Origin of the sequence: Streptomyces sp. DT2A-34 (genome assembly GCF_030499515.1) — a bacterium.
GTDB lineage: Bacteria > Actinomycetota > Actinomycetes > Streptomycetales > Streptomycetaceae > Streptomyces.
This window is the reverse complement of the sequence record NZ_JASTWJ010000001.1, coordinates 5525579-5550054: the sequence shown is the minus strand read 5'-3', so window position 1 is coordinate 5550054 and position 24476 is coordinate 5525579. Positions and strand designations below refer to the sequence as shown.

The 24476-nt window shown below is 70.3% G+C and carries 26 protein-coding genes and 1 pseudogene; 14 read left to right on the top strand and 13 right to left on the bottom strand.

From position 1 onward, the window contains the following. Positions 1 to 131: 131 nt before the first annotated feature. Entirely contained in the window at positions 132 to 320 is a 189-nt protein-coding gene (locus tag QQM39_RS24780) for a hypothetical protein (RefSeq protein WP_301999728.1), read from the top strand. On the opposite strand, the gene istB is transcribed toward QQM39_RS24780, so the two are convergent. The 3 genes from istB to QQM39_RS24765 form a co-directional block, all read right to left on the bottom strand. After that, on the bottom strand, positions 289 to 1518 hold the full coding sequence (gene istB, locus QQM39_RS24775) for an IS21-like element helper ATPase IstB (RefSeq protein WP_301999727.1): 1230 nt from the start codon (positions 1516 to 1518) through the stop codon (positions 289 to 291). The two genes, QQM39_RS24780 and istB, sit on opposite strands and share 32 nt — an antisense overlap. Before the next feature lie 106 nt (positions 1519 to 1624). Beyond that, positions 1625 to 1840, bottom strand: coding sequence for a DUF397 domain-containing protein (locus QQM39_RS24770; RefSeq protein ID WP_301999726.1), 216 nt, complete (start codon positions 1838 to 1840; stop codon positions 1625 to 1627). Further along, positions 1816 to 2628: a helix-turn-helix transcriptional regulator gene (locus tag QQM39_RS24765; protein ID WP_301999725.1), complete on the bottom strand. Its 813-nt coding sequence runs from the start codon at positions 2626 to 2628 to the stop codon at positions 1816 to 1818. Before QQM39_RS24765 ends, QQM39_RS24770 begins: the two co-directional genes overlap by 25 nt. Before the next feature lie 190 nt (positions 2629 to 2818). Between QQM39_RS24765 and QQM39_RS24760 the strand changes: the two genes are divergently transcribed. Together QQM39_RS24760 and QQM39_RS24755 are read left to right on the top strand one after the other, a co-directional pair. Further along, complete coding sequence (locus QQM39_RS24760; RefSeq protein ID WP_301999724.1) at positions 2819 to 5314, top strand: tetratricopeptide repeat protein; 2496 nt, start codon at positions 2819 to 2821, stop codon at positions 5312 to 5314. Between the two features lie 153 nt (positions 5315 to 5467). Further along, on the top strand, positions 5468 to 7108 hold the full coding sequence (locus tag QQM39_RS24755) for a DNA repair helicase XPB (RefSeq protein WP_301999723.1): 1641 nt from the start codon (positions 5468 to 5470) through the stop codon (positions 7106 to 7108). A 24-nt stretch (positions 7109 to 7132) separates the two neighbouring features. Here QQM39_RS24755 and QQM39_RS24750 read toward each other — a convergent pair whose 3' ends face one another. The 4 genes from QQM39_RS24750 to QQM39_RS24735 form a co-directional block, all read right to left on the bottom strand. After that, a complete protein-coding gene (locus QQM39_RS24750) occupies positions 7133 to 7468 on the bottom strand; it encodes a hypothetical protein (protein WP_301999722.1) in 336 nt (111 codons plus the stop codon). Beyond that, entirely contained in the window at positions 7461 to 8696 is a 1236-nt protein-coding gene (locus QQM39_RS24745; protein WP_301999721.1) for a glycosyltransferase 87 family protein, read from the bottom strand. The genes QQM39_RS24750 and QQM39_RS24745 overlap by 8 nt, the downstream gene beginning before the upstream one ends. A 372-nt stretch (positions 8697 to 9068) precedes the next feature. Continuing rightward, complete coding sequence (locus QQM39_RS24740) at positions 9069 to 9326, bottom strand: transposase family protein (RefSeq protein ID WP_301999720.1); 258 nt, start codon at positions 9324 to 9326, stop codon at positions 9069 to 9071. Between the two features lie 192 nt (positions 9327 to 9518). Continuing rightward, positions 9519 to 9713 (bottom strand): AlpA family transcriptional regulator, encoded by a 195-nt coding sequence (locus tag QQM39_RS24735; protein ID WP_301999719.1) that lies wholly within the window; start codon positions 9711 to 9713, stop codon positions 9519 to 9521. 163 nt (positions 9714 to 9876) lie between these two features. Here QQM39_RS24735 and QQM39_RS24730 point away from each other — a divergent pair, with 163 nt between their 5' ends. Beyond that, entirely contained in the window at positions 9877 to 11802 is a 1926-nt protein-coding gene (locus QQM39_RS24730; RefSeq protein WP_301999718.1) for a transposase, read from the top strand. A gap of 15 nt (positions 11803 to 11817) precedes the next feature. Here QQM39_RS24730 and QQM39_RS24725 read toward each other — a convergent pair whose 3' ends face one another. Next, positions 11818 to 12018 carry a hypothetical protein gene (locus QQM39_RS24725; RefSeq protein ID WP_301999717.1) on the bottom strand — a complete coding sequence of 67 codons (201 nt, stop codon included), beginning with the start codon at positions 12016 to 12018 and terminating at the stop codon, positions 11818 to 11820. A gap of 423 nt (positions 12019 to 12441) precedes the next feature. On the opposite strand from QQM39_RS24725, the gene QQM39_RS24720 reads away from it, so the two are divergent. Both QQM39_RS24720 and QQM39_RS24715 read left to right on the top strand, forming a co-directional pair. Next, positions 12442 to 14409, top strand: coding sequence for a UvrD-helicase domain-containing protein (locus QQM39_RS24720; RefSeq protein WP_302003712.1), 1968 nt, complete (start codon positions 12442 to 12444; stop codon positions 14407 to 14409). Positions 14410 to 14451: 42 nt separating this feature from the next. Next, the gene (locus QQM39_RS24715) at positions 14452 to 15201 is read left to right on the top strand and encodes a hypothetical protein (RefSeq protein ID WP_301999716.1); all 750 of its coding nucleotides are present in this window, start codon (positions 14452 to 14454) and stop codon (positions 15199 to 15201) included. Positions 15202 to 15219: 18 nt separating this feature from the next. Here QQM39_RS24715 and QQM39_RS24710 read toward each other — a convergent pair whose 3' ends face one another. Together QQM39_RS24710 and QQM39_RS24705 are read right to left on the bottom strand one after the other, a co-directional pair. Then, a complete protein-coding gene (locus tag QQM39_RS24710) occupies positions 15220 to 15918 on the bottom strand; it encodes a copper homeostasis protein CutC (protein ID WP_301999715.1) in 699 nt (232 codons plus the stop codon). 76 nt (positions 15919 to 15994) lie between these two features. Further along, a pseudogene (locus QQM39_RS24705) lies at positions 15995 to 16514 on the bottom strand (maleylpyruvate isomerase N-terminal domain-containing protein). A gap of 66 nt (positions 16515 to 16580) precedes the next feature. Between QQM39_RS24705 and QQM39_RS24700 the strand changes: the two are divergent. From QQM39_RS24700 to QQM39_RS24685, 4 genes are all read left to right on the top strand, one after another. Beyond that, positions 16581 to 17225, top strand: a complete 645-nt coding sequence (locus QQM39_RS24700; RefSeq protein ID WP_301999714.1) for an HD domain-containing protein — start codon at positions 16581 to 16583, stop codon at positions 17223 to 17225. Between the two features lie 27 nt (positions 17226 to 17252). Next, on the top strand, positions 17253 to 18380 hold the full coding sequence (locus QQM39_RS24695) for a GNAT family N-acetyltransferase (RefSeq protein WP_301999713.1): 1128 nt from the start codon (positions 17253 to 17255) through the stop codon (positions 18378 to 18380). 62 nt (positions 18381 to 18442) lie between these two features. Next, the gene (locus QQM39_RS24690; RefSeq protein ID WP_301999712.1) at positions 18443 to 18877 is read left to right on the top strand and encodes a PPOX class F420-dependent oxidoreductase; all 435 of its coding nucleotides are present in this window, start codon (positions 18443 to 18445) and stop codon (positions 18875 to 18877) included. Between the two features lie 84 nt (positions 18878 to 18961). Beyond that, positions 18962 to 19435, top strand: coding sequence for a carboxymuconolactone decarboxylase family protein (locus QQM39_RS24685; protein WP_301999711.1), 474 nt, complete (start codon positions 18962 to 18964; stop codon positions 19433 to 19435). A gap of 32 nt (positions 19436 to 19467) precedes the next feature. Here QQM39_RS24685 and QQM39_RS24680 read toward each other — a convergent pair whose 3' ends face one another. Continuing rightward, a complete protein-coding gene (locus QQM39_RS24680; protein WP_301999710.1) occupies positions 19468 to 19737 on the bottom strand; it encodes a DUF4031 domain-containing protein in 270 nt (89 codons plus the stop codon). A gap of 13 nt (positions 19738 to 19750) precedes the next feature. Next, positions 19751 to 20137 (bottom strand): hypothetical protein, encoded by a 387-nt coding sequence (locus tag QQM39_RS24675; protein WP_301999709.1) that lies wholly within the window; start codon positions 20135 to 20137, stop codon positions 19751 to 19753. On the opposite strand from QQM39_RS24675, the gene QQM39_RS24670 reads away from it, so the two are divergent. The 4 genes from QQM39_RS24670 (at position 20127) to QQM39_RS24655 (ending at position 23973) form a co-directional block, all read left to right on the top strand. Next, positions 20127 to 21155 carry a MurR/RpiR family transcriptional regulator gene (locus QQM39_RS24670; protein ID WP_301999708.1) on the top strand — a complete coding sequence of 343 codons (1029 nt, stop codon included), beginning with the start codon at positions 20127 to 20129 and terminating at the stop codon, positions 21153 to 21155. The two genes, QQM39_RS24675 and QQM39_RS24670, sit on opposite strands and share 11 nt — an antisense overlap. 33 nt (positions 21156 to 21188) lie before the next feature. Beyond that, positions 21189 to 22121 (top strand): N-acetylmuramic acid 6-phosphate etherase, encoded by a 933-nt coding sequence (gene murQ, locus QQM39_RS24665; protein ID WP_301999707.1) that lies wholly within the window; start codon positions 21189 to 21191, stop codon positions 22119 to 22121. Positions 22122 to 22201: 80 nt separating this feature from the next. Then, on the top strand, positions 22202 to 23044 hold the full coding sequence (locus tag QQM39_RS24660) for an aldo/keto reductase (RefSeq protein WP_301999706.1): 843 nt from the start codon (positions 22202 to 22204) through the stop codon (positions 23042 to 23044). A gap of 137 nt (positions 23045 to 23181) precedes the next feature. Beyond that, complete coding sequence (locus QQM39_RS24655; protein ID WP_301999705.1) at positions 23182 to 23973, top strand: hypothetical protein; 792 nt, start codon at positions 23182 to 23184, stop codon at positions 23971 to 23973. A gap of 70 nt (positions 23974 to 24043) precedes the next feature. Here the strand turns inward: QQM39_RS24655 and QQM39_RS24650 are convergent, their stop codons facing one another. Then, the gene (locus QQM39_RS24650; protein ID WP_301999704.1) at positions 24044 to 24436 is read right to left on the bottom strand and encodes a hypothetical protein; all 393 of its coding nucleotides are present in this window, start codon (positions 24434 to 24436) and stop codon (positions 24044 to 24046) included. Positions 24437 to 24476: the final 40 nt, after the last annotated feature.

Sequence of the window (24476 nt, the reverse complement as noted above, 5' to 3'; positions counted from 1 at the left end):
TCGGCATCGATCTCGGCGGGGGCCTGACGCTCTGACGTCTCCCGTGCCCTCCCGGGCCGGTGCCGGCTCTGCCGGTCCGGCCCGGTCGTCAAGTCCCAGCCAGCGCCAGCTTGTGAAAGGCCGTCATACCCATGCGCACCACACGTGCCTGCCTCACCGTCGCCGCCGCCGTCCTCGTAGGCGTGCTCGCCGCCGGGGCCGCTCCGGCCTCCGCCCTGCCGCTGCCCGTCCCGGCGGCCGCCCCGGAGTCCCTGGTCACCGAGGGCGTCACCATCGAGGGACCGTTGATCAACAACTTCGGTCTGCCCATCCTGAAGTAGCCCGGCGCATCCGGTAGCTGTCGCCGTCGATCCGTACGAGTTCGGCGTGGTGGGCCAGCCGGTCCACCATCGCCGGCGCGGAGGGGCCGCCGAAGATCTCGTCCCAGCGGCCGAGCGGACGGTCGCTGGTCACGATCAGCGAGGCCCGTTCGTAGCGGTGCGCGACCAGTCGGAAGAAGAGGGCGGCGGTCTCCGCGTCGAAGGGGGTGTAGCCGACCTCGTCGACGATCAGCAGGGCGTGGTCGTCGAGCGCGGTGAGCTCCTCGGCGAGCCGGCCGGCGTCCTGGGCGTCGGCCAGCCGGGCGGCCCACTGCGCGGCCGTCGCGAACCGCACCGAGTGGCCGGCCTGACAGGCGCGCACGCCGAGGCCGACGGCCAGATGCGTCTTGCCGATGCCGGGCGGGCCGACGAAGACCACGTTCCGGCGGGCGGCGACGAAGTCGAGCTTGCCGAGCCGGGCCACGGCCTCCCGGTCGAAGGTGCGCGGGTGCGCCTCGTCGAAGTCCTCCAGGAGTTTGCGGGCGGGGAAACCGGCGGCGCGCACCCGCTCCTCGGCGCTCAGCTCGTCCTCGCGCGACACGGCCTGGGCCGGGACGAAGACCTTCTCGGCGGGCTCCTCGGGAGCGTGCTCCGTGCGGTGCGCCTGCTGGGCACCCCGCTCGCCGTGCACGGCCATCGGCCCGGACATGTACGCCAGGATCGCCGCCGAGAAGATGAACGCCATGTGGATCACCGTGCCCCACAGCAGTGCGTGGCGCGAGGTGTGGTGGACGTCCACGAACATCTGGAGCAGATGGACGGACGAGATGCCCACGATGGCGGTGGCGAGCTTGACCTTCAGCACGTTGGAGTTCACGTGCGAGAGCCATTCCGGCTGGTCGCGGTGGCCCTGCAGACCGATGCGCGAGACGAACGTCTCATAGCCGCCGACGATCACCATGATCAGCAGGTTGGCGATCATCACGACGTCGACCAGCTTGAGCACGGCGAGCATGACGTAGGTCTCGGTCGCCTGCCCGGTCACGCAGCGGAGCACTAACGTCCACAGCTCGTTGAAAAACTTGTAGACGTACACCCCCTGGGCGGCCACGAGACCGAAGTAGAGCGGGGCCTGCAGCCAGCGGGTGGCGAACAGGGCGTACCCAAGGGTGGTGGTCGTCGGGGAGGGGTCACGGCTGGTTGGCTGCACAGTCGGCAATTCTTCGCGGCCGTTGCCGTCCAGGTGAAAACCATGTCACTCACAAGAATGAAAAGACATCCTGTAGGACTCCGGCACGGCCCTACCTTGACCGAACCCGGGCGGCTCAGCCGTTGAGCCTGCCACCCTTGACGGCGGCGACGAACGAAGCCCAGCCGCCGGCCGGGAAGACGAGGGCCGGGCCGTGGGGCGTCTTGCTGTCACGGACGGGGATGACGGTGGGGAAGTTGTGGGCTACCTCGATGCAGTTGCCCGCACCCCCGTCGCTGTAGCTGGACTTGCGCCAGCAAGCAACTGTCAGGTCGATGCCGGGGGATCGCATGGGGCACTGTCCTCCATCACCTGCTCAATGAACGCCACGGAGTCCTGCGGCGAAAGGGCCACGTCTCGAAGTGCATCGTAGGACAACCGGAGTTGTTCGACTTCCCTGGCGTCTTCGAATAGCTCACCGCTCTTGCTGCTCTCCACCCAGACCGCGGTGCTTCCGTCGGGGCACCGAAGAAGAGTGACCAGTCCGCCCAGGAGATCATGCAACCCCACCGAGTACGGCAGAACCTGGACGGTCACATGCGGCTGGGATGCCATTTCGGCGATGTGGGCGAGTTGGCCGCGCCATTCCCCGGCGTCCAGGAGTGGCCGCCTCAGGACTGCCTCGTCGATGATCGCCCGCAGATGTGGCGGCGTCTCACTCAGCAGTAGCTCGTGCCTGCTCATACGACTCGCAAGCTGTTCCTCCAACTCCAATATTTGACTGGGAAGATGCGGCGTCGACCAGAGCAACTCCCGCGCGTACGCCTCGGTCTGAAACATGCCGTGCAGGAAGCTCCCCGCATAGTGCTCAATGACCGAGGCTTCCGCCTCCAGCTCCATGTACCGCACGTACTTGTCGCGGAACACGACCTGCTGCTTGGCGATCTCCCACAACCGCATCAGCAGCGGCTTCGTCCCGTAGACCGTGTCCAGCGCCTCGATGACCTCGGGGCCGCCGAGAGTCCTGCCGCGCTCCAGGCCGTGCAGCTGCGAGTGATCCCACCCGACCTTGTCGGCCAACTCCCGCAGGGACCAGCCTGATTCGGCCCGCAGCCGGGCCAACTCGGTGGCCAGCACCACGCGGGGTGACTGCCGCCCGGCCCCTGTGATCGGCTTCCGCGCCGGCATCGTGCGCCTCTCCGTCGATCGGCAATCCGACAGTGACTAGCTGTTCACGATAAGTGAAGAAGCAAAAGACTGAAGGCAGTTCGCCACCGGCCGGCCGTCACCTAACGTTGAGGCTCTGGCATCGGGCGAAGGCGAGGACCATGTGACCAGTCGGGAGGACAGCCACGGCGTCCGCAACCAGATCAGCGGTGGGCTGTACTTCAACGCCGTGATCCAGGGCGCCCATGTGACACTCCAGCTTCCCGCCACTGTCCCGCCCGCACTCACCGGCATGCCCACGCCATCCCCAGCGTTCACGGGCCGAATATCCGAACGGGACACTCTGCTCGCGGCGCTCCGGCCGGGCCGGGAGGGAAAAGGCACAAGCCACGTGATCGCCGGGCTGCCCGGGGTGGGGAAGACCGAACTCGCCCTTCAGGTTGCCCATCACGCGCTGAACAGCGCGAACTGTCTCCCAGGCGGAGTTCTCTTCATCGACCTCTTCGGCTACGACGACCGACGACGCGTCGGCCCGCACCGCGCCCTCGGCTCGCTGCTCCGCTCCCTGGCCGTGCCGGACGAGTACGTCCCGGACGACGTCGAGGACCGGGCGCGGCTGTACCGCTCGGTCCTTGCCGCCTACGCGGCGGAACAGCGGCGGATCCTGCTGATCCTCGACAATGCGATGAACAGCGCCCAGGTCCGTCCGCTGCTTCCCGGCGATCCGCGCATCCCTGTACTGATCACCTCCCGACACTCCCTGAGCGACCTCGGGGTCCGCCTGCTCGACCTGTCCGTCCTGGATCAACGGACTTCGGTGGAATTCATCGAACGGAGCCTCCGCGAGGTCGTCGGCCCTACGGACACCCGCGTGGCGGACGAGCCGGAAGCGGCCGGCGAGGTGGCGTCACTGTGCGGTCGGCTGCCCCTCGCGCTCTCGGTCGTCGCCGCCCTGCTCGCCGACATCCCTGCCCGGCCGCTGCACTCCATGGCGACGGCCCTGAGCAACGCGCGCCACCGACTGGAGCGGCTCAGCCGGGAGGACCTCGCCGTCCGCGCCGCCTTCGATCTCTCGTACCAGCACCTACGGCCGGACCAGGCCAGGCTCTTCCGGCTGTTGCCGCTCAATCCGGGGCCCGATCTCTCCACGGAGGCACTGTCCCGGATGGCCGGTCTGGCAGTCGATGACGCAGAACAGTTGCTGCTGTCTCTCGCCCGTGGCCACTTCATCGAGCCAGGATCGTCATACGGGCGCTGGCGCATGCATGACCTCATACGTCTGTTCGCGGACGATCTGGGCCGCGCTCAGGACGGACCGCGCGCACGGGAAGAGGCCGTGAACTGGTTGTTGCAGCACTACGTCACCACCACACACGCCGCCGACACCCACATCGACGTGGGAGTCCAGCCCGATCCCCACTTCCCTGACCTGGACGCCGCCCTCACCTGGCTGGACGCCGAGCGGCACAACCTGCTCGCCGCCGCCCTCGCCGCACCGGAGCTGGGACAGCCGGAGGCGCTGCTCCAACTGCACTTCTCACTGATCGACTACCAGTCCCTGCGTCGGCACTTCGACGAGCACGCCGAACTGGCCCTCGCGGCGCTTGCGGCAATCCGGTCACCGGCTCATCCGACGCTGCGGGTTTTCGAGGCGAGTGTCCTGAACAACCTGGCCACGGCCCAGCGCGAGCTGCGTCGATTCCAGGAAGCGGTGGCCTCGTACCAAGAAGCGCAGAGCCTGCACGCACTCAGGGGGGACACCCTCCACGTAGCCGCCACTCTCAACAATCTCGGCCTGACCTACCAGCAGATGAACCGGCCGGAGGAGGCTGTGGACGTCCTACGGCAGGCCCTGGCTCTGTATCCGCCGGAGACGGACCCTCGCGTCCGGGGCATGGCCTACACCAACCTCGGCAAGGCCTTGCACAGCCTGCGCAGACTCCAGGAGGCCGCCGAGGCCCTCACCGAGGACATCACCATCTGCCAGGAGATCGGTGACCGCGCAGGTGAGGGCGTGGCGCTCAACAACCTGGGGATGGTGTTGCGGGACATGGGGCAGCTCCCGGCTGCCGCCGATGCCCACAGACGCGCCCTCGCAGCCGCCAAGGAGGCCAAAGACCTGTACAGCGAGGGCCTGGCCCAGGCGAACCTCGGGCTGGTCCTCGCCCTGGGCCGCGAGGGTCCTGGACCGGGCGAGGCGATCAACCGGATCACGGCGGCCGTGGACATCCTGGACTCTCTGGGCGAGGAACACATGGCGGCTCTGGCGCGGAACCACCTTGGCATGGTCTTCCTGCAGACCAGCAGCCCGGAGGAAGCCATCGCGCCTCTGTCGTCAGTACTCGATGTGAGCCGCCGGGCCGGGGATCCGTACACCGAGGCGACGGCATTGACTAACCTGGGCACGGCACTGGAGCTGTCGGGCAGGTACAGCGAGGCCGTACAAGCACAGAGAGAGGCCGTCGCCCTCTGCAGGCACCTGGGTGAACGACACCGCGAAGCCCAGGCACTGTTCAACCTCGGCCTCGCCCTCCGGCGCACAGGCGACCTGCGAGCGGCGGACGACGCGTTCGGCGAGTCCGCCACCGCCTTCCAGGAGACCGGCGACGAGGCGCAACTCACCAAGGTCACACAGGTCCGAAACGAGACCGGGAAGTAGACTTTCTTATTTCGCGCGACAGGCCCAGGTAGATGCGGCGCGCCCGAGGGCGCACCGGCCGACACGCCTTTCGGGCGCCGGGTACGGGGCATAGCCCGGACCGTGGCAGGTGTGGTGCCTGCCACACTGCCGATCCAATCCGCGGAGGTACGTGTGTCCTGCCTAATCGTCCAGTCCGACAAGACCCTGCTCCTGGAGGTCGACCACGAGCAGGCCGGCGACTGCCGTCGGGCCATCGCGCCGTTCGCGGAGCTGGAGCGGGCGCCGGAGCACATCCACACGTACCGGGTGACGCCGCTGGGGCTGTGGAACGCGCGGGCGGCGGGGCACGACGCCGAGCAGGTCGTGGACGCGCTGGTGCAGTACAGCCGGTATCCGGTGCCGCACGCGCTGCTGGTCGACATCGCCGAGACGATGGACCGGTACGGCCGCCTGACCCTGAGCAAGCACCCGGCCCACGGGCTGGTCCTGACGAGCACCGACCGTCCGGTCCTGGAGGAGGTACTGCGCTCCAAGCGGATCGCGCCCCTCGTCGGCGCCCGTATCGACCCGGACACCGTCGTCGTCCATCCCTCCGAGCGGGGGCAGATCAAGCAGACCCTGCTGAAGCTGGGCTGGCCCGCCGAGGACCTCGCGGGGTACGTCGACGGCGAGGCGCATCCGATCGAGCTGGCCGAGGACGGGTGGGCGCTGCGGCCGTACCAGAAGCAGGCCGTGGAGAACTTCTGGCACGGCGGCAGTGGGGTCGTGGTCCTGCCCTGTGGTGCCGGAAAGACGCTGGTCGGCGCCGGGTCCATGGCTCAGGCCAAGTCGACGACGCTCATCCTCGTCACCAACACCGTCTCCGCCCGGCAGTGGAAGCACGAGCTGGTGAAGCGGACGTCACTGACCGAGGACGAGATCGGTGAGTACAGCGGGACGCGCAAGGAGATCCGGCCCGTCACCATCGCCACGTATCAGGTGCTCACCACCAGGCGGAAGGGTGTCTATCCGCACCTGGAGCTGTTCGACTCCCGGGACTGGGGTCTGATCGTCTACGACGAGGTGCATCTGCTGCCGGCGCCCGTCTTCAAGTTCACCGCCGATCTCCAGGCCCGGCGGCGGCTCGGGCTCACCGCGACCCTCGTGCGGGAGGACGGGCGGGAGTCCGACGTCTTCTCGCTCATCGGTCCCAAGCGGTTCGACGCGCCCTGGAAGGAGATCGAGGCGCAGGGCTACATCGCGCCCGCGGACTGCGTGGAGGTGCGGGTCAATCTGACGGACGCCGAGCGGCTCGCGTACGCCACCGCCGAGACCGAGGAGAAGTACCGCTACTGCGCGACGACCGACACCAAGCGGAAGGTCACGGAGGCCATCGTCCGGCGTTTCGCCGGGCAGCAGATCCTGGTCATCGGCCAGTACATCGACCAGCTCGACGAACTGGGCGAGCACCTCAACGCCCCGGTCATCAAGGGCGAGACCTCCAACGCCCAGCGCGAGAAGCTCTTCGACGCCTTCCGGCAGGGCGAGATCAGCGTCCTCGTCGTGTCCAAGGTCGCCAACTTCTCCATCGACCTGCCGGAGGCGACCGTCGCCATCCAGGTCTCCGGCACCTTCGGCTCCCGCCAGGAGGAGGCCCAGCGCCTCGGCCGGGTCCTGCGACCCAAGGCCGACGGGCACCAGGCCCACTTCTACTCGGTCGTCGCCCGCGACACGATCGACCAGGACTTCGCCGCCCACCGCCAGCGGTTCCTGGCGGAGCAGGGGTATGCGTACCGGATCATGGACGCGGACGACATCCTGGCCGAGAGCTGACCGGCCCCCTCCACGCGGCCCGGCTCAGGGCACGGGCAGCGTGAACACCAGCAGCAGCACGAAGAGCGACGGCAGCAGTGCGGCGACCGCGGCGCCGGCGCGCCAGGCCGACCAGCGGCGGTGCCAGGGGAGCACCCATGCGGTGACCCAGGCCGCGAGTGTGGGAAGGCTGCCGAAGGCGAGCGTTCCGTAGATCACGGACAGCTGCGTGTCGAGCGCGGACGGGCAGTTGTCAGGACCGCAACTGTCCGTCGCCATGACGGAGAGCCCGCCGAGCAGCAGCGCGGCGGGGCCCAGGAACGCCAGGAGGATCGTCGCGACGAGCGGCGCGATCCAGGCCCTGGGGTCCCGCTCAGCCATGTTCGGCGGGCTCGGGGGCTGTGCCGCGATGTGCTGTGTCGTCATGCGAGCAGTGAACCGGTCCGGCCGGTGCCAGGGCACCGGTTCGCGTACTCATCCGGCGGGCGATCACGTACTCAGCCGTCGGCAGCAGCAGCAACGGGTACGGTGACGCCAACGGCTGCTGCCACCAAGGCAGTTGAAGGTCCAGGTCCCCCTCGTGCGGCAGCAGCCACATCGTGCGGGCGGTGAAGACGAGGGCCACGAGCGCGGCCGTACGCGTACGGCCCTCTGCCAGCAGTACGGCGATCAGCGGGACGCACCACACCCAGTGGTGGGACCAGCTGATCGGTGAGACCAGCAGCGCCGTGAACGCCGTCAGCAGGATCGCGTGGCGGTCCTCGACGGCACGCGCGGCCAGCCACAGGCCCGTGAGCGCGACCGCCGCGCACGGCAGCGCCCAGACCGCCGGGCCCGGTGCCGGGTCGCCGAGGGCGCGCGCGATCACCCCCTGCAACGACTGGTTGTCGACGATCCAGGCCTTGCCCACGCGGTCCGTCTCATAGAGGCGGCGGGTCCAGAAGTCGAGGCTCGCGGAGGGGAGGGCGAGAGCGCCGAGCACGACCGTCCCGGCGCAGGCCGCCGTCGCCGTCCCCGCCTCCCGGCGTCGCCCGCGCACCAGCAGGTACGCGATGAAGATCGCCGGCGTCAGCTTGATGCCGGCCGCGATGCCCACGGCGGCGCCCTTGCAGCGGGCCCCCGACGGCCGGGTGAGGTCCCACAGGATCAGGCAGGCCAGGGCCAGGTTGATCTGGCCGAAGAGGACGGTCTGGAACACCGGCTCCAGCCAGAGGGCCGCGGCCGTGGCGGCGCAGAGGGCTGTTCGGCGCGGGAGGCGGATCGTCGCCAGGCCCGACAGCCGGGCGGAGAGATGGACGAGTACGGCGAGCAGGAGCGCGTTGCCCGCCAGGAAGGTCGCCTTGAGGGCCGTCACGGGGAGCAGCGCCGCCGGGACGAAGAGGAGGGCCGCGAAGGGCGGGTAGGTGGCGGGGAGCTGCCACTCGGTGACGGTGAAGCCGTAGAGGTCGTCGCCGCCGCGCAGGACCGCCTGCCCTTCCGCCCGGTAGACCAGCGCGTCGGCCATCGGGAGGCGCTGGTGGAGGCAGAGGGCGGTGAAGGCCGTCAGGGAGAGGCCGGAAACGATCAGCAGGAGACAGGGAGGAGTTGCGGAGCGTGATCGACGGGTCACGCGGTGACCCTAAGAGCTGTTCCGTAGGTACGCATAGTCGATCTTGAGGTTGTGGAGCACCCGCGACGGTGCGGGTGGTGTCGTTGATCGTCTCGTCACGTCGGCAGTGTCGGCGAAGGACTTCGAAGTCCTTGAGGCGGGCGATGCCGTGTTCGGCCCGCGCCCGGCGCTTGGCCAACGGCTTGCTCTTTGTCTTGCTGGTGATGACGGCGGGGTGGCTGCGGCACGCGCCGTCCCCGATGGCCAGCCGGTGTCCGGCGAGCTGGTCGGCCATGGTTTCGCGGAAGACGACGATGTCGTTGCGGTTTACGGTCCACGCGTCGCCGCCCGCGACCACGTGCCGGTCACGGGCGCGGAAGGTGAACTGCACGTTCACCGAACGCTGGTAGTTCTTGGAGCACTTGGTCTGCTTCTGGTCCTCGACGGGGATGAGTCTGCCGTCACGACCCACAGGTCCGAGCGGGAGCCGCCGGGCGGTTCGAGGAGTGCGGCAACCAGGGGCGTGAGCCGTTCGAGGATGCGGTGCACGGTCGCGACGCCGACGCCGAAGAGGTCGGCGAGTTGGCGGTGGGTGAGGTTGGTGCGCCATGCGATGGCGGCCAGGAGGACGCGGTTGTCCAGCAGGAGCATCCACGGCCGCCCGCGCCGGATCTCACTGGGTAGGAGCGCTGCGACGCGGGCGACCAAGGCGAGGAACGCCTTGACGGGAAGTCCGGTCCAGTGCAGCAGTCAGCGGGGCCGCAGGCCGGTGATGTTGATCTTCGACACGAACGGACACAACAACCCATTAGGTCACTTACTTCATGTTCGGGAAAAGGTCAGTTAATCCCCCCGCTTCGGGTGTGCCACCCGCCACGCGTCCAGCCGGTCAACCGGCCACAGCGGGGTGCGGCCGACGTATACGGCCTTGGGGAAGTCGTCGCGGCTGGAGTTGAGGTTGTAGATGTGCTGGACGGTCACCTTGAGTCGGGCCGCCGCCTGACGGGCATCTTCGAAACCAGGAATCTTAATCGCCATGGATCCCATTCTACCTCGGTTGTCATAGCTGAACTACTCACGTAGCATGTCGTAGGTCAGCTAATTTTATGATGGGAGGTGACGAGCGATACAGGCTGCCCAGACGCGGACGTTCCGGGGCAAGAACAAGGCCCCCAAGTGGAAGAAGCCCAACGACGGGCAGGTGTCCGTGATCGTGCTGCCGCTCGCCGTCACCGACCCCGGCGACCTCCGCCGCCTCGACGGCCTGTACGGGGCGATGTGGTCACTCAAGCGCGCCATCCAGCGCGACGCCCGCGCCAAGGTCGACACGTACTGGTCCGCTTTCCACGAGCGCAACGAGCACGGGGCGAAGGCTGTACGGCAGCGCCTCGGCCTCTCCCGTGAGGCCCTGGAACGCAGCGCCTACAAGCACCTCGAAGACTCCGGGCACTTGAAGCACCACGCCTCCAAGGCCCTGGCCATGCACATCGCCGACGAGGTGTGGAACGGCGTCTCCCGGCATCTGTTCCCCGACGCCACCGGCCACCGCTTCGGCCGCCCCAAGACCGGCCGGTACCACGACTTCACCCGCATCCCGGGCCGCGCCCGCTCCCACACCACCGAGAACAAGTGGGAGACCTTCCGCCTCGTCGGCACCCTCCACGGCCACGTCATGGCGTACACCGACGGCGGCCAGCACACGCTGATGCAGCCCCGAACGATGCCGAAGCCGACCCTGCCGGACGGCAAGGTCCCCACCGGCAAACTCACGGCCGCTGGGAAGCCGGGGATGCGCCGGGCGAACTGGTGGGACCACACCGGGCCGCTCGCCGTAGTGTTCGCGGGCGGCCCGCAGGGCAAGCGCGGTGATCTCGTTCTCCCGGTCCGCATCCCCCAGGGCGACGGGCAGTGGGAGCGCGTACAGCACTTCCTCTCGAACCCACTGGCCTGGCACAAGGTCGACCTCGTACGGCGTCGGAAGGCGTCGGCGCCGGGCGGCTGGGTGTACGAGGCGCACCTGATGGTGATCGGCCCCGGATACTCCTCCCCGGCCGTGCGGGAGATGCGCGACCAGGCCACCCGCCTCGACCGGGTCGGCGGGGTGGACGGCAACGTCTCCAACCTGTCGATCGTCTCCTTCCCTGCCCAGCTCGACGGCGGCAAGCCCGAGTCCACCGAGATCACGCTCTGCGAGGACGAGAAGCGGCTGATCGAGAAGCAGGCGAAGAAGCGGCGCGGTCGTGCGCGGGCGCTGGAGCGCTCCCGGCGGGCGACGAACGCCGGACAGTACGGGCTGTCGAAAAAGCAGGCCAAGCGCGCCGCCCGGCGGGAAGCCCAGGGCCTCAAGCCCAAGACGGTGACTGTGCCCGGCGGCGCCCGTGACGCACGGTCCGATGGCGTTCCGAAGCAGGCATTCCGCCGTGACCGGCTGTCCGTCAACTACCTCACCCAGCGCGCCCGCCAGGCCGAACACGCCGCCAGCATCGCCGAGCATCGCCGCCACCGCGCCCGGCTGGTGGCGCGGGAGATCATCACCACACACGGCCCCGTGCTCGTGGTCGAGGACTGCGACATCCGCACCTGGTACCGGCTGTGGGGCAAACGCCTCTCACAGACCACCCCCGGCATGCTCATCTCCGCTCTCAAGGTCGAGTGCGAAGCGGCGGGCGGGCGGCTGGTTCGGGCCTCCACCTGGTCAACGGCCCTGTCACAACACTGCCTGTGCGGCGAGCGCGTGAAGAAGACCCTCCGCGATCGTGAGCACAAATGCATCGCCTGCGGCCTCGTCGGCAAGCGCGACCTCGTGTCCGCCTCCCTGGCCGCCTTCGTCCGCTTCGAAGACGTGGACGACCCTAAGACCGCGTACCTGGACACCATGCTGTCCCGGCACGCCCAGATCTTTTATGCAGAAGCGCTGGAAGAAGCGCTGCGGGAGTCAACCAAACCGAGCCCGAAACCGCCCCGGCGGTCGGGACGCGTGGCAGTCCCACGGCAACGCCGTGAGACCTCTGCTCCCCGAACCGCCGGACAACGGAACCGAGCAACCCCGGATGAGTCACGACCCCGTGGCCACGCCGGAAAGCCCGGTCCCCGCACCGCGTGCAGTCCCCAGCTCACCCTCTGGTGAATTGCGGATCAAGTCTTAGACGGTCACTTGCGGCGGACGCCGCCGGACGCCCGCCTCCTCGCCGTACTCGCCGAGGATGATCACGTCGAAGGCCGCGCCCGCGAACACCTTGACGACACGCAGGGCTTCGCCGATGCGATGACGGTGGTGACTCCCCTGGAGCGCTGTCGCTCCGTGGGGGCCCACGGGGGCTGGGTTGATGGTTGCTGCGCTCATGTCTCCATGATGGATTCGCAGCCATGAAAAAGGCATCGGCCTGCGGACCGAAGCCGGCTACTACCCGCGTACGCCTCCGGACGGACCGCTTCCCCCAGGGAGGAGGGCCACATCCCCTAGGGGACGGAATCCGGGGCGAACAGGGGGCGAAATATTCGGTGGCGTTCGCCTTCCCCGCTCACCTAAAATCTCCGCTCTTGCCCGCCTCCCCCGCGGAGTGCCGCCGACCGGACGGAAACCGGTCGGCTCTCTCGATCACCTACCTGCGATCACCCACCCGTAGGTCCCCCCGGAGGCACCCCCTTGGCCACGCCCGCCGACGCCCCCCTCGATCCGGTCGATCCGGTCGATCCGCTCGACACCCTCGACCCGCTCTTCCGAGAGCGCTCCCACCTCGCCTCCTCCCGCGCCGCCCTCCGTGCCATGCGGGAGGACGTCGAGTCCCTCGACATCAGCGACGTGACCGCCAACTGGGTCAATGCCGAAGTCCTCGCCCGCCAGATCGACTTGCGCATCAAGGCCCTGGCCGACCTCAGCGACACCCCGCTGTTCTTCGGCCGGCTCGACTATCTGCACGCACCGGGCGCCGAGGAGGCGGAAGGCGCGGAAGGGGAACGCTTCTATATCGGGCGCCGGCATGTGCACGATGCCGACGGCGACCCGATGGTCATCGACTGGCGGGCTCCGGTGTCCCAGCCCTTCTACCGGGCGTCCAAGAAGGACCCGATGGACATCGGGCTGCGCCGCCGCTTCGGTTACACGGGCGGCGACCTCACGGCGTACGAGGACGAGCACCTCTCCGACCCGGCGGAGGGGGCGAGGACCAGCAAGCTGCTCCAGCAGGAGATCGAGCGCCCGCGTGTCGGCCCGATGCGCGACATCGTGGCGACGATCCAGCCGGAGCAGGACGAGATCGTACGGTCCGGGCTCGGCGGAACCGTGTGTGTGCAGGGCGGCCCGGGAACGGGGAAGACGGCGGTGGGCCTGCACCGGGTGGCGTATCTGCTGTACGCCCACCGCGAGCGGCTCGCCCGCACCGGCACCCTCGTCATCGGGCCGAACAAGTCCTTCCTGCACTACATCGAGCAAGTGCTCCCGGCACTGGGCGAGTTGGCTGTCCGTCAGGCGACGGTCGACGACCTCGTCGCCCACGTCGAGGTGCGCGGCACCGACGACGCGGCGGCCGCGGTCGTCAAGGGCGACGCGAGGATGGCGGAGGTGCTGCGGCGCGCCGTCTACTCGCATGTGACCATGCCGACGGAGGCGGTGGTCGTGGTACGCGGGTCGCGTAGGTGGCGCGTCCCGGCGTACGAAGTCGAGGAGATCGTCGGTGAGCTGCTCGCCCGCGACATCCGCTACGGCGCCGCCCGCGAGGCCCTTCCGCAGCGCATCGCGCACGCCGTGCTCGTCCAGATGGAGCGGTCGGGCGAGGCGCCGGACGACCGGGTGCAGGACGCGGTGGCCCGCAACAGCGCGGTGAAGGCGGCCGTCAAGGCGATCTGGCCGCCGGTCGACCCGGCGAAACTCGTCCTGCGCCTGCTCTCGGACGCGGACTTCCTCGCCGTACACGCTCAGGGGCTGCTGAGCGAGGACGAGCAGAAGACGATCCTGTGGGCGAAGCCGGCGCGGAGCGTCAAGGCCGCCAAGTGGTCCCCCGCCGACGCCGTGCTGATCGACGAGACGCACGACATCGTCGCGCGCACGCCCTCCCTCGGCCATGTCGTCCTCGACGAGGCGCAGGACCTGTCCCCCATGCAGTACCGGGCGGTGGGCCGCCGCTGTACGACCGGTTCGGCGACGGTCCTCGGTGACCTGGCGCAGGGCACGACTCCGTGGGCGACGCGGAGTTGGGACGAGGCGCTGGCGCACCTCGGCAAGTCGGAGGGGGTGATCGAGGAGCTGACGGCCGGCTTCCGCGTCCCGACGGACGTCATCACGTACGCCTCCCGTCTCCTCCCTTCCATCGCGCCGGGCCTGACGCCGGTGGCGTCGATCCGTGAGAACCCGGGGTTCTTCGAGGTCCGCGGAGTGTCGGAGACGGCCGAAGTCGTCGCCGCGTGCGAGGAGTTGCTGCGCCACGAGGGCTCGATCGGCCTGATCGCCGCGGACGCCCGGATCCCGGCCCTGTCGGAGGCGCTGGCGGGGGCGGGGATCACGTACCTGGCCCCGGGCGAGGAGACGACCCGGCAGACCCGCCTGACGCTGGTCCCGGCGTCGCTCGCGAAGGGCCTGGAGTACGACTACGTCGTCCTGGACGAGCCGCAGGCGGTGGTGAACGGGGAGCCGGACGAGCGGACGGGGTTGCGGCGTCTGTACGTGGCCCTGACCCGAGCGGTCTCGGGGCTGATCGTGACACACGCGGCGCCGCTGCCACCGCAGTTGGCCGAGTAAGGTGCTGTGCCGTTCTGGCATGTCCCCTCAGAAAGGCCCCCGTTGAGCACTCCGCCGCCCTCGCACTCCGCGTATCAGCCGGCACCGGGGCCGTACCAGCCCGCCCCCGCCTGGCCGCAGCAGTACGGCGGTGGCGGCCCCGTGCCGGTGGCGGCCTGCCAGGTGTGCGGGGCGGCCCCCGCCGCGCCGGTGACGGTCCGCGGCCACCAGGGCATGCTCGTGATCATGCGGTTCCTGAAGCGGGAGGGACTGTTCTGCCGCACCTGCGCGCTGGCGAGCTTCCGGGACATGCAGGCGGACACGATGGTGCTCGGCTGGTGGGGCCCGCTGTCGCTGCTCATCACGCCCGTCACCCTGCTGGCCAACCTCAGCGCCCTGTCCGGCATCCGCCGCATCCCCGAACCGGCCACCACCGGTTTCCGGCCACCGCTGGACCCGGGCAAGCCGGTGTTCCAGCGGCCGGCGGGGGTGTTGGCCCTGATCCCGCTGTGTCTGGTCGGCTTGGTGATGGTGGCATTTCCGGTGCTCGTGCTCACCGGCTGGCTGGTCGGGTCGGGCGACGGCGGTGACGCCCGCCCGACCCTCACGGTGGGCTCGTGCGCCCGCAACGACGCCACGTGGCCGGAGCAGGATCTCCGGCCCGTGGACTGCGGTTCCTCGGAGGCGGAGCTCAAGGTCGAGAAGCCCACGAACGGCTCGTGCCCGGAGGCGGGGGACTACGTGGCCTACGTGGCCTACCCGGAGTACAGCGAGGACGGCACCACGTCCCTGTGTCTGCTCCCCACCCCCTGAGGCAACCCCTCGCGGCACTCACCTGGCCGCGTCGACCACGGCCCGCCACGAAGCGACCGCCTCGGCCGAAACCGGCCTCCCCCACCCATCGGGACGAGCCGCCCCACCGATGTGGAACGCGTCGATGCCCGCGGCCCTCAGCTGCGGTACATGGTCCAAGCGCAGACCACCCCCCACCAGCAGCTGTTGCTCGTACCCGGCCTCCCCGCTCCTCGCCGCCTCGGCGACCAGTGTGGGAAGCCCGGCGTCCACCCCGCCCGCCGACCCGGCCGTGAGATACGTGTCCAGCCCCGGCATCCCGTCCAGCTGCTTGCGCAGGGCGTCCCGGTCGGCAGCCCGGTCGATGGCCCGATGGAAGGTCCACCGGCACCCGTCCAGCTCGCCCACGACCCGCTCGACGGCCGGGAGGTCCACCCCACCGTCGGCATCGAGGAACCCGAGCACGAACGCGTCGGCCCCGGCATCCCGCATCTCCCGGGCCGTCCGCACGAGCCGTTCGAGGTGGTCCCCCACCGCGAACCCGCCGGCCGGCCTGAGCATCACGCGCAGATCGATGTCGACGGCGGCACGGATCCCGGCGAAGGTCTCGACCGGCGGGGTGAGCCCGTCGGCCGCCATGTCGGTGACCAGTTCGAGCCGATCCGCACCCCCGGCCTGGGCGGCGACCGCGTCCTCGACCCCGAGGGCGATCACCTCCAGGACTGCACGCTTGCTCATGGGACCCCATTCCTCGGCATTCGACGGCGACTACAGGCCTTACAGGTCTAGTCCAATGCCAGCCTACGCCTGCCCGTCACGCGAAGATGCTCAGCTCCCCGGCCTCCACCCCCGCCAGCTCGTACGCCGCCCCCTCCACCGGCCGCCCCGCATACAGCCGTACGAGCACCTCCCGTACGTCCCCGGCGCGCACCCTCCCCCACTGCCTTGAAGGCGTGGGGGACCCCCGCCACCAGCGCGACGCCGTCCAGGGCCCCGCCGGCCTTGGCGATCACCGGCCCCGCCTCGGTCATCCCGCGCTCCAGCTCGTCGACGACCTGCGCGTCGGTCCAGTCGGCCCGCTCGGCGATGTCCCGCTCGTTGGACTCGGGCGAGAAGACGCCCTCCTCGAACCGGTTCTCCACCACCCGCATCAACGCGGCCGAACAGTGCGCCGGCACATCCCGCACCGACCACCCCGGACAGGCGACGGTCGGCAGCGCGGAGTCCGCCTCCGGCCTCCGCCGCAACAGCGGAACCGGCGCATCCCGCTCGACGACCAGCAACCGCCCCGGCAGCTCGGGATCCCGTACGTCGTGCACGTCAGCAGAAGTCATGTCCTCCACGCCAGGCGGCCGGGCACGCGCCCGGGAGATCGCCGACACACCCGCCACAATGACGCCATGGCCGATCTCGACACCCTCCGCGCCCGCTTCGCCCGAGCCCTCGACGCAACCCGCGCCCCCGCCACCACCCCCGACCCGACCCCGTACGCCGACAACCTCCTCACCCGCTGGCAGGAACCGCAGCGCCACTACCACACGCTCACCCACCTCACCGCGGTCCTCGACCACATCGACGAGCTGGCCGACCACGCCGACGACCCGGACGTCGTGCGCCTCGCCGCCTGGTTCCACGACGCCGTGTACCTCCCCGACCGCTCGGAGAACGAGGAGCGCTCCGCCCGCCTCGCCGAACGCGCCCTCCCGGAAGCCGGCGTCCCCGCGGAGCGGACCGCCGAGGTGGCCCGCCTGGTCCGCCTCACCACCACCCACGCCCCGGCACCGGACGACCGCGACGGCCAGGTCCTCTGCGACGCGGACCTCGCGATCCTCGCCGCCCCGCCCTCCGGGTACGCCGCCTACACGGCCGCCGTCCGCGAGGAGTACCACTTCGTCCCGAACGACGCCTTCCGCGAGGGCCGCGCCGCGATCCTGCGCCAACTCCTCGCTCTGCCAGACCTGTTCAGCACGCCGTACGGCAAGGAGAAGTGGGAGGCCACCGCCCGCTACAACCTCTCCTCCGAGCTGGAAATGCTGTCGCTCTGACCAACCCGCCGCCGTAGCCTGCACGGCATGCGAGACATCAGCGGGGAACGCGTACGACAGGCCGTGGCGAGCTGCGGGGCACTGCTGCGAACGGCGGCGGACCGGGACTGGACGGCCGTCGGTGCCGGACGGCTGGAGTGGGACTGCCACAAGACGGCGTTCCACATCGCCGAGGATCTCATCGCGTACGCGGGCCAGTTGGCGGGCCGCGCCCAGGACGACTACATCCCCTTCGAGATCACCCTCGACGACGGCACCGACAACCACGGCCTGGTCCAGGTCATCGAGACGACCGGCGCCCTCTTCGCCGCCACCATCCGCACCACACCCCCCGAGGTCCGCGCCTTCCACCCGTACCCCTTCCGCAGCGCGAACCGCGAGGGCTTCGCCGCGATGGGCATCGCGGAGGTCCTCCTCCACACGCACGACATCGCCGAGGGCCTGGGCCTGCCGTACGAACCGCCCGCCGAACTACCCGAGTTCGTCCTCACCCGGATCTTCCCGCACGTCCAGCCCGGCTCCGACCACTGGCGCACCCTGCTGTGGGCCACCGGCCGCGGCGACCTGCCCGGCCGCGCCCCGGTCACCGAGTGGCGCTGGCACAACAACCTCGTCCTCCCCACCGACCGCCTCACCCTGCAAGGCGTCACCCCCGCGGCCGCCGCCGACCTGAGCGCGGGCGGCGACGGCGGGTTCACCTGGGTCGTGGGCGGCCCCTTCGAGGGGACGAGGGAGGCGGCCGGGGTGACGCTGAAGGCCTACGAGGCGGGCGTGCACCGTCCCGAGTTCGGCCTGTTCGTCCTCGTCCGCAAGGAGGACGACCTCGCGGTCGGCGGCATGGGCTTCCACGGCGCCCCCGACGAGGAGGGCCGGGCGGAGGTCGGCTACGACCTCGTGGAGGGCGCCCGCGGCCGCGGCTACGCGAGCGAAGCCCTGGACGCCCTGTCCGAGTGGGCCCTGGCCAGGGACGACGTACGACTCCTCCGCGCCACCGTCGAAGCCGACAACCTCCCGTCGCAGGGCGTGGCCACCCGTGCCGGGTATGTACGGGCGACGGCCGAGGAGGAGCGGGCGGCACGGGAGGGGCAGGAGGGCCACGACATGGACGGGACGCTCCAGCTCTACGTCCGCAGGGGACGGCGGCAGGCGGCCTAGCCTGGGGGGAGTGAGGGGCGAGCCGACCCTCACCGCCGTAGGGAACGCCGTAGGGAGCCGCCATGTCGTTCACCGACGAGGAGATCGCCTACCTCACCACGAACCCGCTCGCCCGCCTCGCCAGCCTCTGCGCGGACGAGCAGCCCGACGTGGTCCCGGTGGCCCTGGAGTTCGACGGGAACCACTTCTGGGTCGGCGGCCCCGGCGCGGAGGTGCTCGGCACCCGTAAGTTCCGCAATGTCGCGCACGGCCGCGACAAGGTGGCCTTCGTCGTGGACGACCTGCTCTCCATCGAGCCCTTCGTCGCCCGTGGCGTCCGGGTGTACGGCGTCGCGGACGGCCCCGTGGAGCGGGTCGGCATGGTGGGTCCCGGTCACTATCTGCGCATCACGCCGACGCTCTCGTGGAGCTGGAACCTGTCCGACCCACCTCAGCCGACCGGAGACATCTGGTACCCCATGCGACGAGCCGAGCACGGTGAGCACAGCAAGGGGTGACCCACGCCACATTCGCTCACGTCACATCGCGCCTCGCCGTTCCGTCATGGCTGTGTAACCACCGAAACGGCAGAGGAGTTGGCTATGAGCGCCCGTCTGAACGCCTTCGAGATTCCGACCATGGGCAAGTTCGTGAAGCACATCGTCTCGGCGGGGAAGGTGGTGCAGGACTCGCCGCTTCCCCTCGCGACCCAGCACCTGGTGACGCTCCGCGCCAGCCAGATCAACGGCTGCGGCTTCTGCACCGACATGCACAGCAAGGACGCCGTCGCCGCCGGTGAGGACTGGCTGCGCCTCAACCTGGTCGCCGCGTGGCGGGAGGCCACCGTCTTCACCGAGGCCGAGCGCGCCGCCCTGGAGCTGACGGAGCAGGGCACCCGCATCGCGGACGCGGCCGGCGGGGTCTCGGACGAGGCCTGGGAGAACGCCGCCAAGCACTACGACGAGGAGCAGCTCGCCGCCCTCGTGGCCCTGATCGCCCTCATCAACGCCTTCAACCGGATGAACGTCCTCATCCAGCAGCCCGCGGGCAGCTACCAGCCCGGCCAGTTCGCCTAGCCGGGAGCGCCGCAGCCGAGGCCGAGGGGGCGCTAGCCGATCGCCCGCCCCTTCGGCCTCCGCAACCCCGCCGCCGTCAGCAACCGCACCACCTCACGACTGCTGACCTCCACGGCACCCGCGCGCACCACATCGGCGTACCGATGCGAGGGGATGTCGTAGTGATCCCGCTCGAAGGCGCGCCGCGGCACGCCCAACTCCTCGGCGAAGGCGTGCAGTTCGTCGTACGACACGTCGCTCACGAGGTGCGACCACATCCGCCCGTGCCCCGGCCAGGTCGGCGGGTCTATATAGATCGTCACGGCGTCACGCGCCTCACGAGGACGGCACCCCGCCGGGGCCGGCCAACCCCAGCGCTCCGACCGCCGCGACCTTCACCCCCGCCTGGTGGCACACCCAGTGCGGATCGGGCCCCAACTCCGGCTCGACGTCCAGCGCATGCGGGTCACCGGTGCCGCACACCGGGCACAGCGGCCAGCGCCCGTGCCGCTCCAGCAGCGCGTCCTGTACGTCCTGGGCGACCAGCCCCGCCACATACGCCGCGCCCTCCGGCCACTGCTCCACCCACCAGCGCCGCTGTACGACCGACTCCTCGACCAACGACACGACGTCCGCCTCGGCGACCCTGCCCGCGACCAGGTCGGCGAGCACGAGGGCGCGGGCGGCGTGCAGCGCCTGCTCCAGCGGACTGATGGGTTCCATGGACCTATTGTGCGCACTCTTGACCGAGACGCCGAGCCGAAAATATCTTTCACACGTGACCCAGAAAGTGAAGGAAAGTTTCGACGGCGGCCGCAGTGGCAGAGGAGGCGCCGGGTCGGGAGGAACCGGATCGGGCCCCGGAGGCCCCCCGCCCGCCCCCGCCGCCCTCGCCGCCAAGGTGCGCACACTCGCCCCGTCGATGACCCGCTCCATGCAGCGCGTCGCCGAAGCGGTCGCGGGCGACCCGGCGGGCTGCGCGGCCCTCACGGTCACCGGCCTCGCCGAACTCACCGGCACCAGCGAGGCCACGGTCGTACGCACCGCCCGCCTCCTCGGCTACCCCGGCTACCGCGACCTGCGCCTCGCCCTCGCCGGCCTCGCCGCCCAGCAGCAGTCGGGCCGCGCCCCCGCCATAACGACCGACATCGCGGTGGACGACCCCATCGCCGACGTGGTGGCGAAACTCGCCCACGACGAGCAGCAGACCCTCGCCGACACGGCCGCCGGCCTCGACACGGCCCAGCTGGGAGCGGCGGTGTCGGCCGCCGCCACGGCCCGCCGTATCGACGTGTACGGCGTCGGGGCGTCCGGGCTGGTCGCGCAGGACCTCACGCAGAAGCTCCTGCGCATAGGGCTGATAGCCCACGCGCACAGCGATCCGCACCTCGCCGTGACGAACGCCGTGCAGCTCCGTGCGGGTGACGTGGCGATCGCCATTACGCATTCCGGGTCGACGGGCGATGTCATCGAGCCGCTGCGGGTGGCTTTCGAGCACGGGGCGACTACCGTCGCGATCACGGGGCGCCCGGACGGGCCCGTCACCCAGTACGCCGATCACATCCTTACGACGTCCACGGCGCGGGAGAGCGAGCTGCGACCGGCGGCGATGTCGTCCCGGACCAGTCAGCTGCTGGTGGTGGACTGCCTGTTCGTGGGGGTCGCTCAGCGGACGTACGAGACGGCGGCACCGGCGTTGGCTGCCTCTTACGAGGCACTGGCGCATCGGCATCGTCGATAGACACACCGGAAACCGGAAAGAGCCGCTCCCCTCATGACCTCTGCATCCAACGCCCGTGATCTCCGCGCCGAGTTGGACTCCCTGACCACCGAGGCCTTCCGCCCCGAGCTCGCCGAGATCGATCAGCTCCCCACCCTCGACATCGCCCGCCTCATGAACGGCGAAGACACTTCCGTACCCGCCGCCGTCGCGTCGCGCCTCCCGCAGATCGCCGCCGCCATCGATGCCATCGCCGACCGGATGGCCCTCGGCGGCCGTCTCGTCTACGCCGGCGCGGGCACGGCCGGCCGCCTCGGCGTGCTCGACGCCTCCGAATGCCCGCCCACCTTCAACACCGACCCCACCCAGGTCGTCGGGCTCATCGCGGGCGGCCCGGCAGCGATGGTCACCTCGGTCGAGGGCGCCGAGGACTCCAAGGAGCTGGCCCGCGCCGACCTCGACGCCCTCGCGCTCACGGCCACCGACACGGTGGTCGGCATCTCGGCCTCCGGGCGCACCCCGTACGCGATCGGCGCGGTCGAACACGCCCGTGCCCGGGGCGCGTTGACGATCGGCCTGTCCTGCAACCCGGACAGCGCGCTGGCGGCGGCCGCCGAGCACGGCGTCGAGATCGTCGTGGGCCCGGAGCTGCTGACCGGCTCGACGCGCCTGAAGGCGGGAACGGCCCAGAAGCTGGTCCTCAACATGCTGTCGACGATCACGATGATCCGCCTGGGCAAGACGTACGGGAACCTGATGGTCGACGTCCGCGCCTCCAACGACAAGCTGAGGGCCCGCTCCCGCCGTATCGTCGCGCTGGCCACGGGCGCTGACGACGCCGACATCGAGCGGGCCCTGACCGAGGCGGGCGGCGAGGTGAAGACGGCGATCCTGATCCTGCTGGGCGATGTGGACGGGCCCACGGCCGCCCGCCTCCTGGAGGAGACCGGCGGCCACCTGCGCACCGCCCTCGCGGCGGCTACCTGACCTTTTCGCCGATGGGGCGGGCCTCCTCAGCCACTTCTCAGGCACAGCCATGCCGCCAACTCCCCTGTTAACGTGGCCACATGACGGCTCCGACGACATTCCGCATCGGCGGCGACCTGCAAGTACGGCGACTCGGATTCGGCGCGATGCACCTACGGCCGGACACCGCCGAGGCCCGCGCCGCCTGCCTCGCGGTCGCCCGGCGCGCCGTCGAACTGGGCGTCACACTGATCGACACGGCGCACATGTACGGCTGGGGAGCGAACGAGGATCTGCTGGCCGAGGCGCTGCACCCGTACCCCGCCGACGTCCTGATCGCCACGAAGGTCGGTATCCGCCGGACCACGTCCGGCGAGGGCTGGCGGCACGCGGGCGAACCCGCCGACCTCCGCGCCCAGGTCGACGAGGCCCTGCGCCGCCTCCGCCTCGACCGCATCGAACTGCTCCAACTCCACCGCCTCGACCCGGCCGTACCCCTCCCCGACCAGCTCGGCGCCCTCCGCGACCTGCGCGACGAGGGCAAGGTGGGCCATATCGGCCTGTCCGAGGTCACGGCCGCCGAGCTCGCCGAGGCCCGGACCGTCGTCGACATCGCGAGCGTCCAGAACCGCTACAACCTCCTCGACCGCGAGCACGAACCCGTACTGAAGGCCTGCGAGGCGGCGGGCGTCGCGTTCCTGCCGTGGCGGCCGGTGGCGGCGGGGACCTCGGGGGCCAGGTCGGAGATCGCCGCGGTGGCGAAGGAACTCGACGCGACTCCGACGCAGACCGTGCTGGCCTGGCTCCTCGCCCACTCCCCGGTGATCCTCCCGATCCCGGGGACGACGAGCGTCACACACCTGGAGGAGAACCTCGGGGCGGACGACGTGCGCCTCAGCCGGGACCAGTACGACCGCCTGACGGCCCTGTCGAAGACCTCCTGAACCTCCCTCACCTGCCGAACCTGCTGATCACAGAAACCCCGTACGTCGTGCACAACCCTCCCCCGGTCACGCTGGTCTTGCCTCCGTGAATCCTGCGCCGCAACCGGGCGCAGGGCGTTGAGCACAGGAGAAGCACCATGTCGGCCACTGCCATTCGTCGTACCGTCCTGACCGCCTCCGCGGTCTCCCTCGCGCTGCTGGTCACCGCCTGCGGTGGCGGTGAGGAGGGCGAGGCGAAGGGCGGCACCAAGTCCGAGCGGCCGGTGGCGAAGGCGCTCACCGCCGCCGAGCTGGAGAAGCTCGTGGTCGCCAAGGGCGATGTGAAGGGCCACGAGATCACGGTGCCGGGGAAGGAGGACGTCTTCGAGCCCGGTGCCGTCTCCGTCGACAAGGCCGAGTGCGAGGCCGTCGGCCAGGTGCTGTCGGCCCTGCCCGCGGGCAAGCCGGCGGCGAGCGTACAGCGGCTCGTGGTCCAGGAGCCCGACGCTGCCGAGCAGGAGATGCCGTCGGTGGAGGAACTCGCGAAGATGACGGAGGAGGAGGCCGAGGCCGCGACCCTCGCCACGCTCGACATCACCAAGACGATGACGTCCCTCTGGTCCTACGAGGCCGACGGCGCCGAGCAGGCCCTCGCCGCGCTGCGGGAGGCCGGCAAGAAGTGCGCCGGGGGCTTCTCCATGACGATCGACGGGGAGAAGCAGCAGGTCACCAAGGTCAGCGAGGAGAAGCTCTCGGCCGGCGAGGACGCCGTCGCCTGGACGGTGGCGACGAAGCAGGACGGCACCCCCGCCGAGACCAAGGTCGTCGTCTTCAAGCAGGGCACCACGCTCGCGGGCTTCTCGTCCTTCAACATCGCGGCGGTCACCCGGGGCGACACGTTCGAGCAGCCCACCGCCGTGATCGAGGCCCAGGCGGCCAAGCTCGGCTGAACCGCAGGCGGCACCCACCTCTCGAGGAACGGGTGGAGGGTGTCGGCCGGCCCTCCACCCGAGAGCGCCCTCAACAGGGCAACCGCCCCTCCTGATTGACGCACCTCACCTGCTCCCGCAGGACCTCCCCCCGCGGCGCGGGCCCCACCGCATCCGGCGGACAGTCCCACTCCCGCCCACCCCCGACGGGCCGCAACTGCACCTTGCCGCCCACGTGTCCCCTGACCTCGCCGATACGCCCGTCCCGCACATCCACGGCATGACTGCCGACGGCGGGCCGCTCCCCGCGCACCACGGAGGCCAGCTTCTCTGCGACACGGACATTGCAGCGCCCGAGGTCGACGAGCGGGAACGGCTCGTCACTGGCGCCGGTCACCGGATCCACGCACAGGGACGGCAGGACGACACCGGCGCCCACGAGGGCCTCCCGCAGAGACGCCACGACTTCTTCGGTCGACCGCACACTTGCCTCCATGTCCACGCTGAGTTTGCGATTCACAACA

Bases quoted from the DNA above. Each gene is read 5' to 3' on its own strand.
- QQM39_RS24670 (WP_301999708.1), top strand. From the start codon at position 20,127: ATGGGTTCCATGGACCTATTGTGCGCACTCTTGACCGAGACGCCGAGC.
- QQM39_RS24740 (WP_301999720.1), bottom strand. From the start codon at position 9,326: ATGCTCCTGCTGGACAACCGCGTCCTCCTGGCCGCCATCGCATGGCGC.
- QQM39_RS24690 (WP_301999712.1), top strand. From the start codon at position 18,443: ATGTCGTTCACCGACGAGGAGATCGCCTACCTCACCACGAACCCGCTC.
- QQM39_RS24710 (WP_301999715.1), bottom strand. From the start codon at position 15,918: ATGAGCAAGCGTGCAGTCCTGGAGGTGATCGCCCTCGGGGTCGAGGAC.
- QQM39_RS24750 (WP_301999722.1), bottom strand. From the start codon at position 7,468: ATGGCTGAGCGGGACCCCAGGGCCTGGATCGCGCCGCTCGTCGCGACG.
- QQM39_RS24700 (WP_301999714.1), top strand. From the start codon at position 16,581: ATGGCCGATCTCGACACCCTCCGCGCCCGCTTCGCCCGAGCCCTCGAC.
- QQM39_RS24780 (WP_301999728.1), top strand. From the start codon at position 132: ATGCGCACCACACGTGCCTGCCTCACCGTCGCCGCCGCCGTCCTCGTA.
- QQM39_RS24660 (WP_301999706.1), top strand. From the start codon at position 22,202: ATGACGGCTCCGACGACATTCCGCATCGGCGGCGACCTGCAAGTACGG.
- QQM39_RS24685 (WP_301999711.1), top strand. From the start codon at position 18,962: ATGAGCGCCCGTCTGAACGCCTTCGAGATTCCGACCATGGGCAAGTTC.
- QQM39_RS24675 (WP_301999709.1), bottom strand. From the start codon at position 20,137: ATGGAACCCATCAGTCCGCTGGAGCAGGCGCTGCACGCCGCCCGCGCC.
- QQM39_RS24735 (WP_301999719.1), bottom strand. From the start codon at position 9,713: ATGGCGATTAAGATTCCTGGTTTCGAAGATGCCCGTCAGGCGGCGGCC.
- QQM39_RS24770 (WP_301999726.1), bottom strand. From the start codon at position 1,840: ATGCGATCCCCCGGCATCGACCTGACAGTTGCTTGCTGGCGCAAGTCC.
- murQ (WP_301999707.1), top strand. From the start codon at position 21,189: ATGACCTCTGCATCCAACGCCCGTGATCTCCGCGCCGAGTTGGACTCC.
- QQM39_RS24725 (WP_301999717.1), bottom strand. From the start codon at position 12,018: ATGAGCGCAGCAACCATCAACCCAGCCCCCGTGGGCCCCCACGGAGCG.
- QQM39_RS24720 (WP_302003712.1), top strand. From the start codon at position 12,442: ATGCGGGAGGACGTCGAGTCCCTCGACATCAGCGACGTGACCGCCAAC.
- QQM39_RS24695 (WP_301999713.1), top strand. From the start codon at position 17,253: ATGCGAGACATCAGCGGGGAACGCGTACGACAGGCCGTGGCGAGCTGC.
- QQM39_RS24655 (WP_301999705.1), top strand. From the start codon at position 23,182: ATGTCGGCCACTGCCATTCGTCGTACCGTCCTGACCGCCTCCGCGGTC.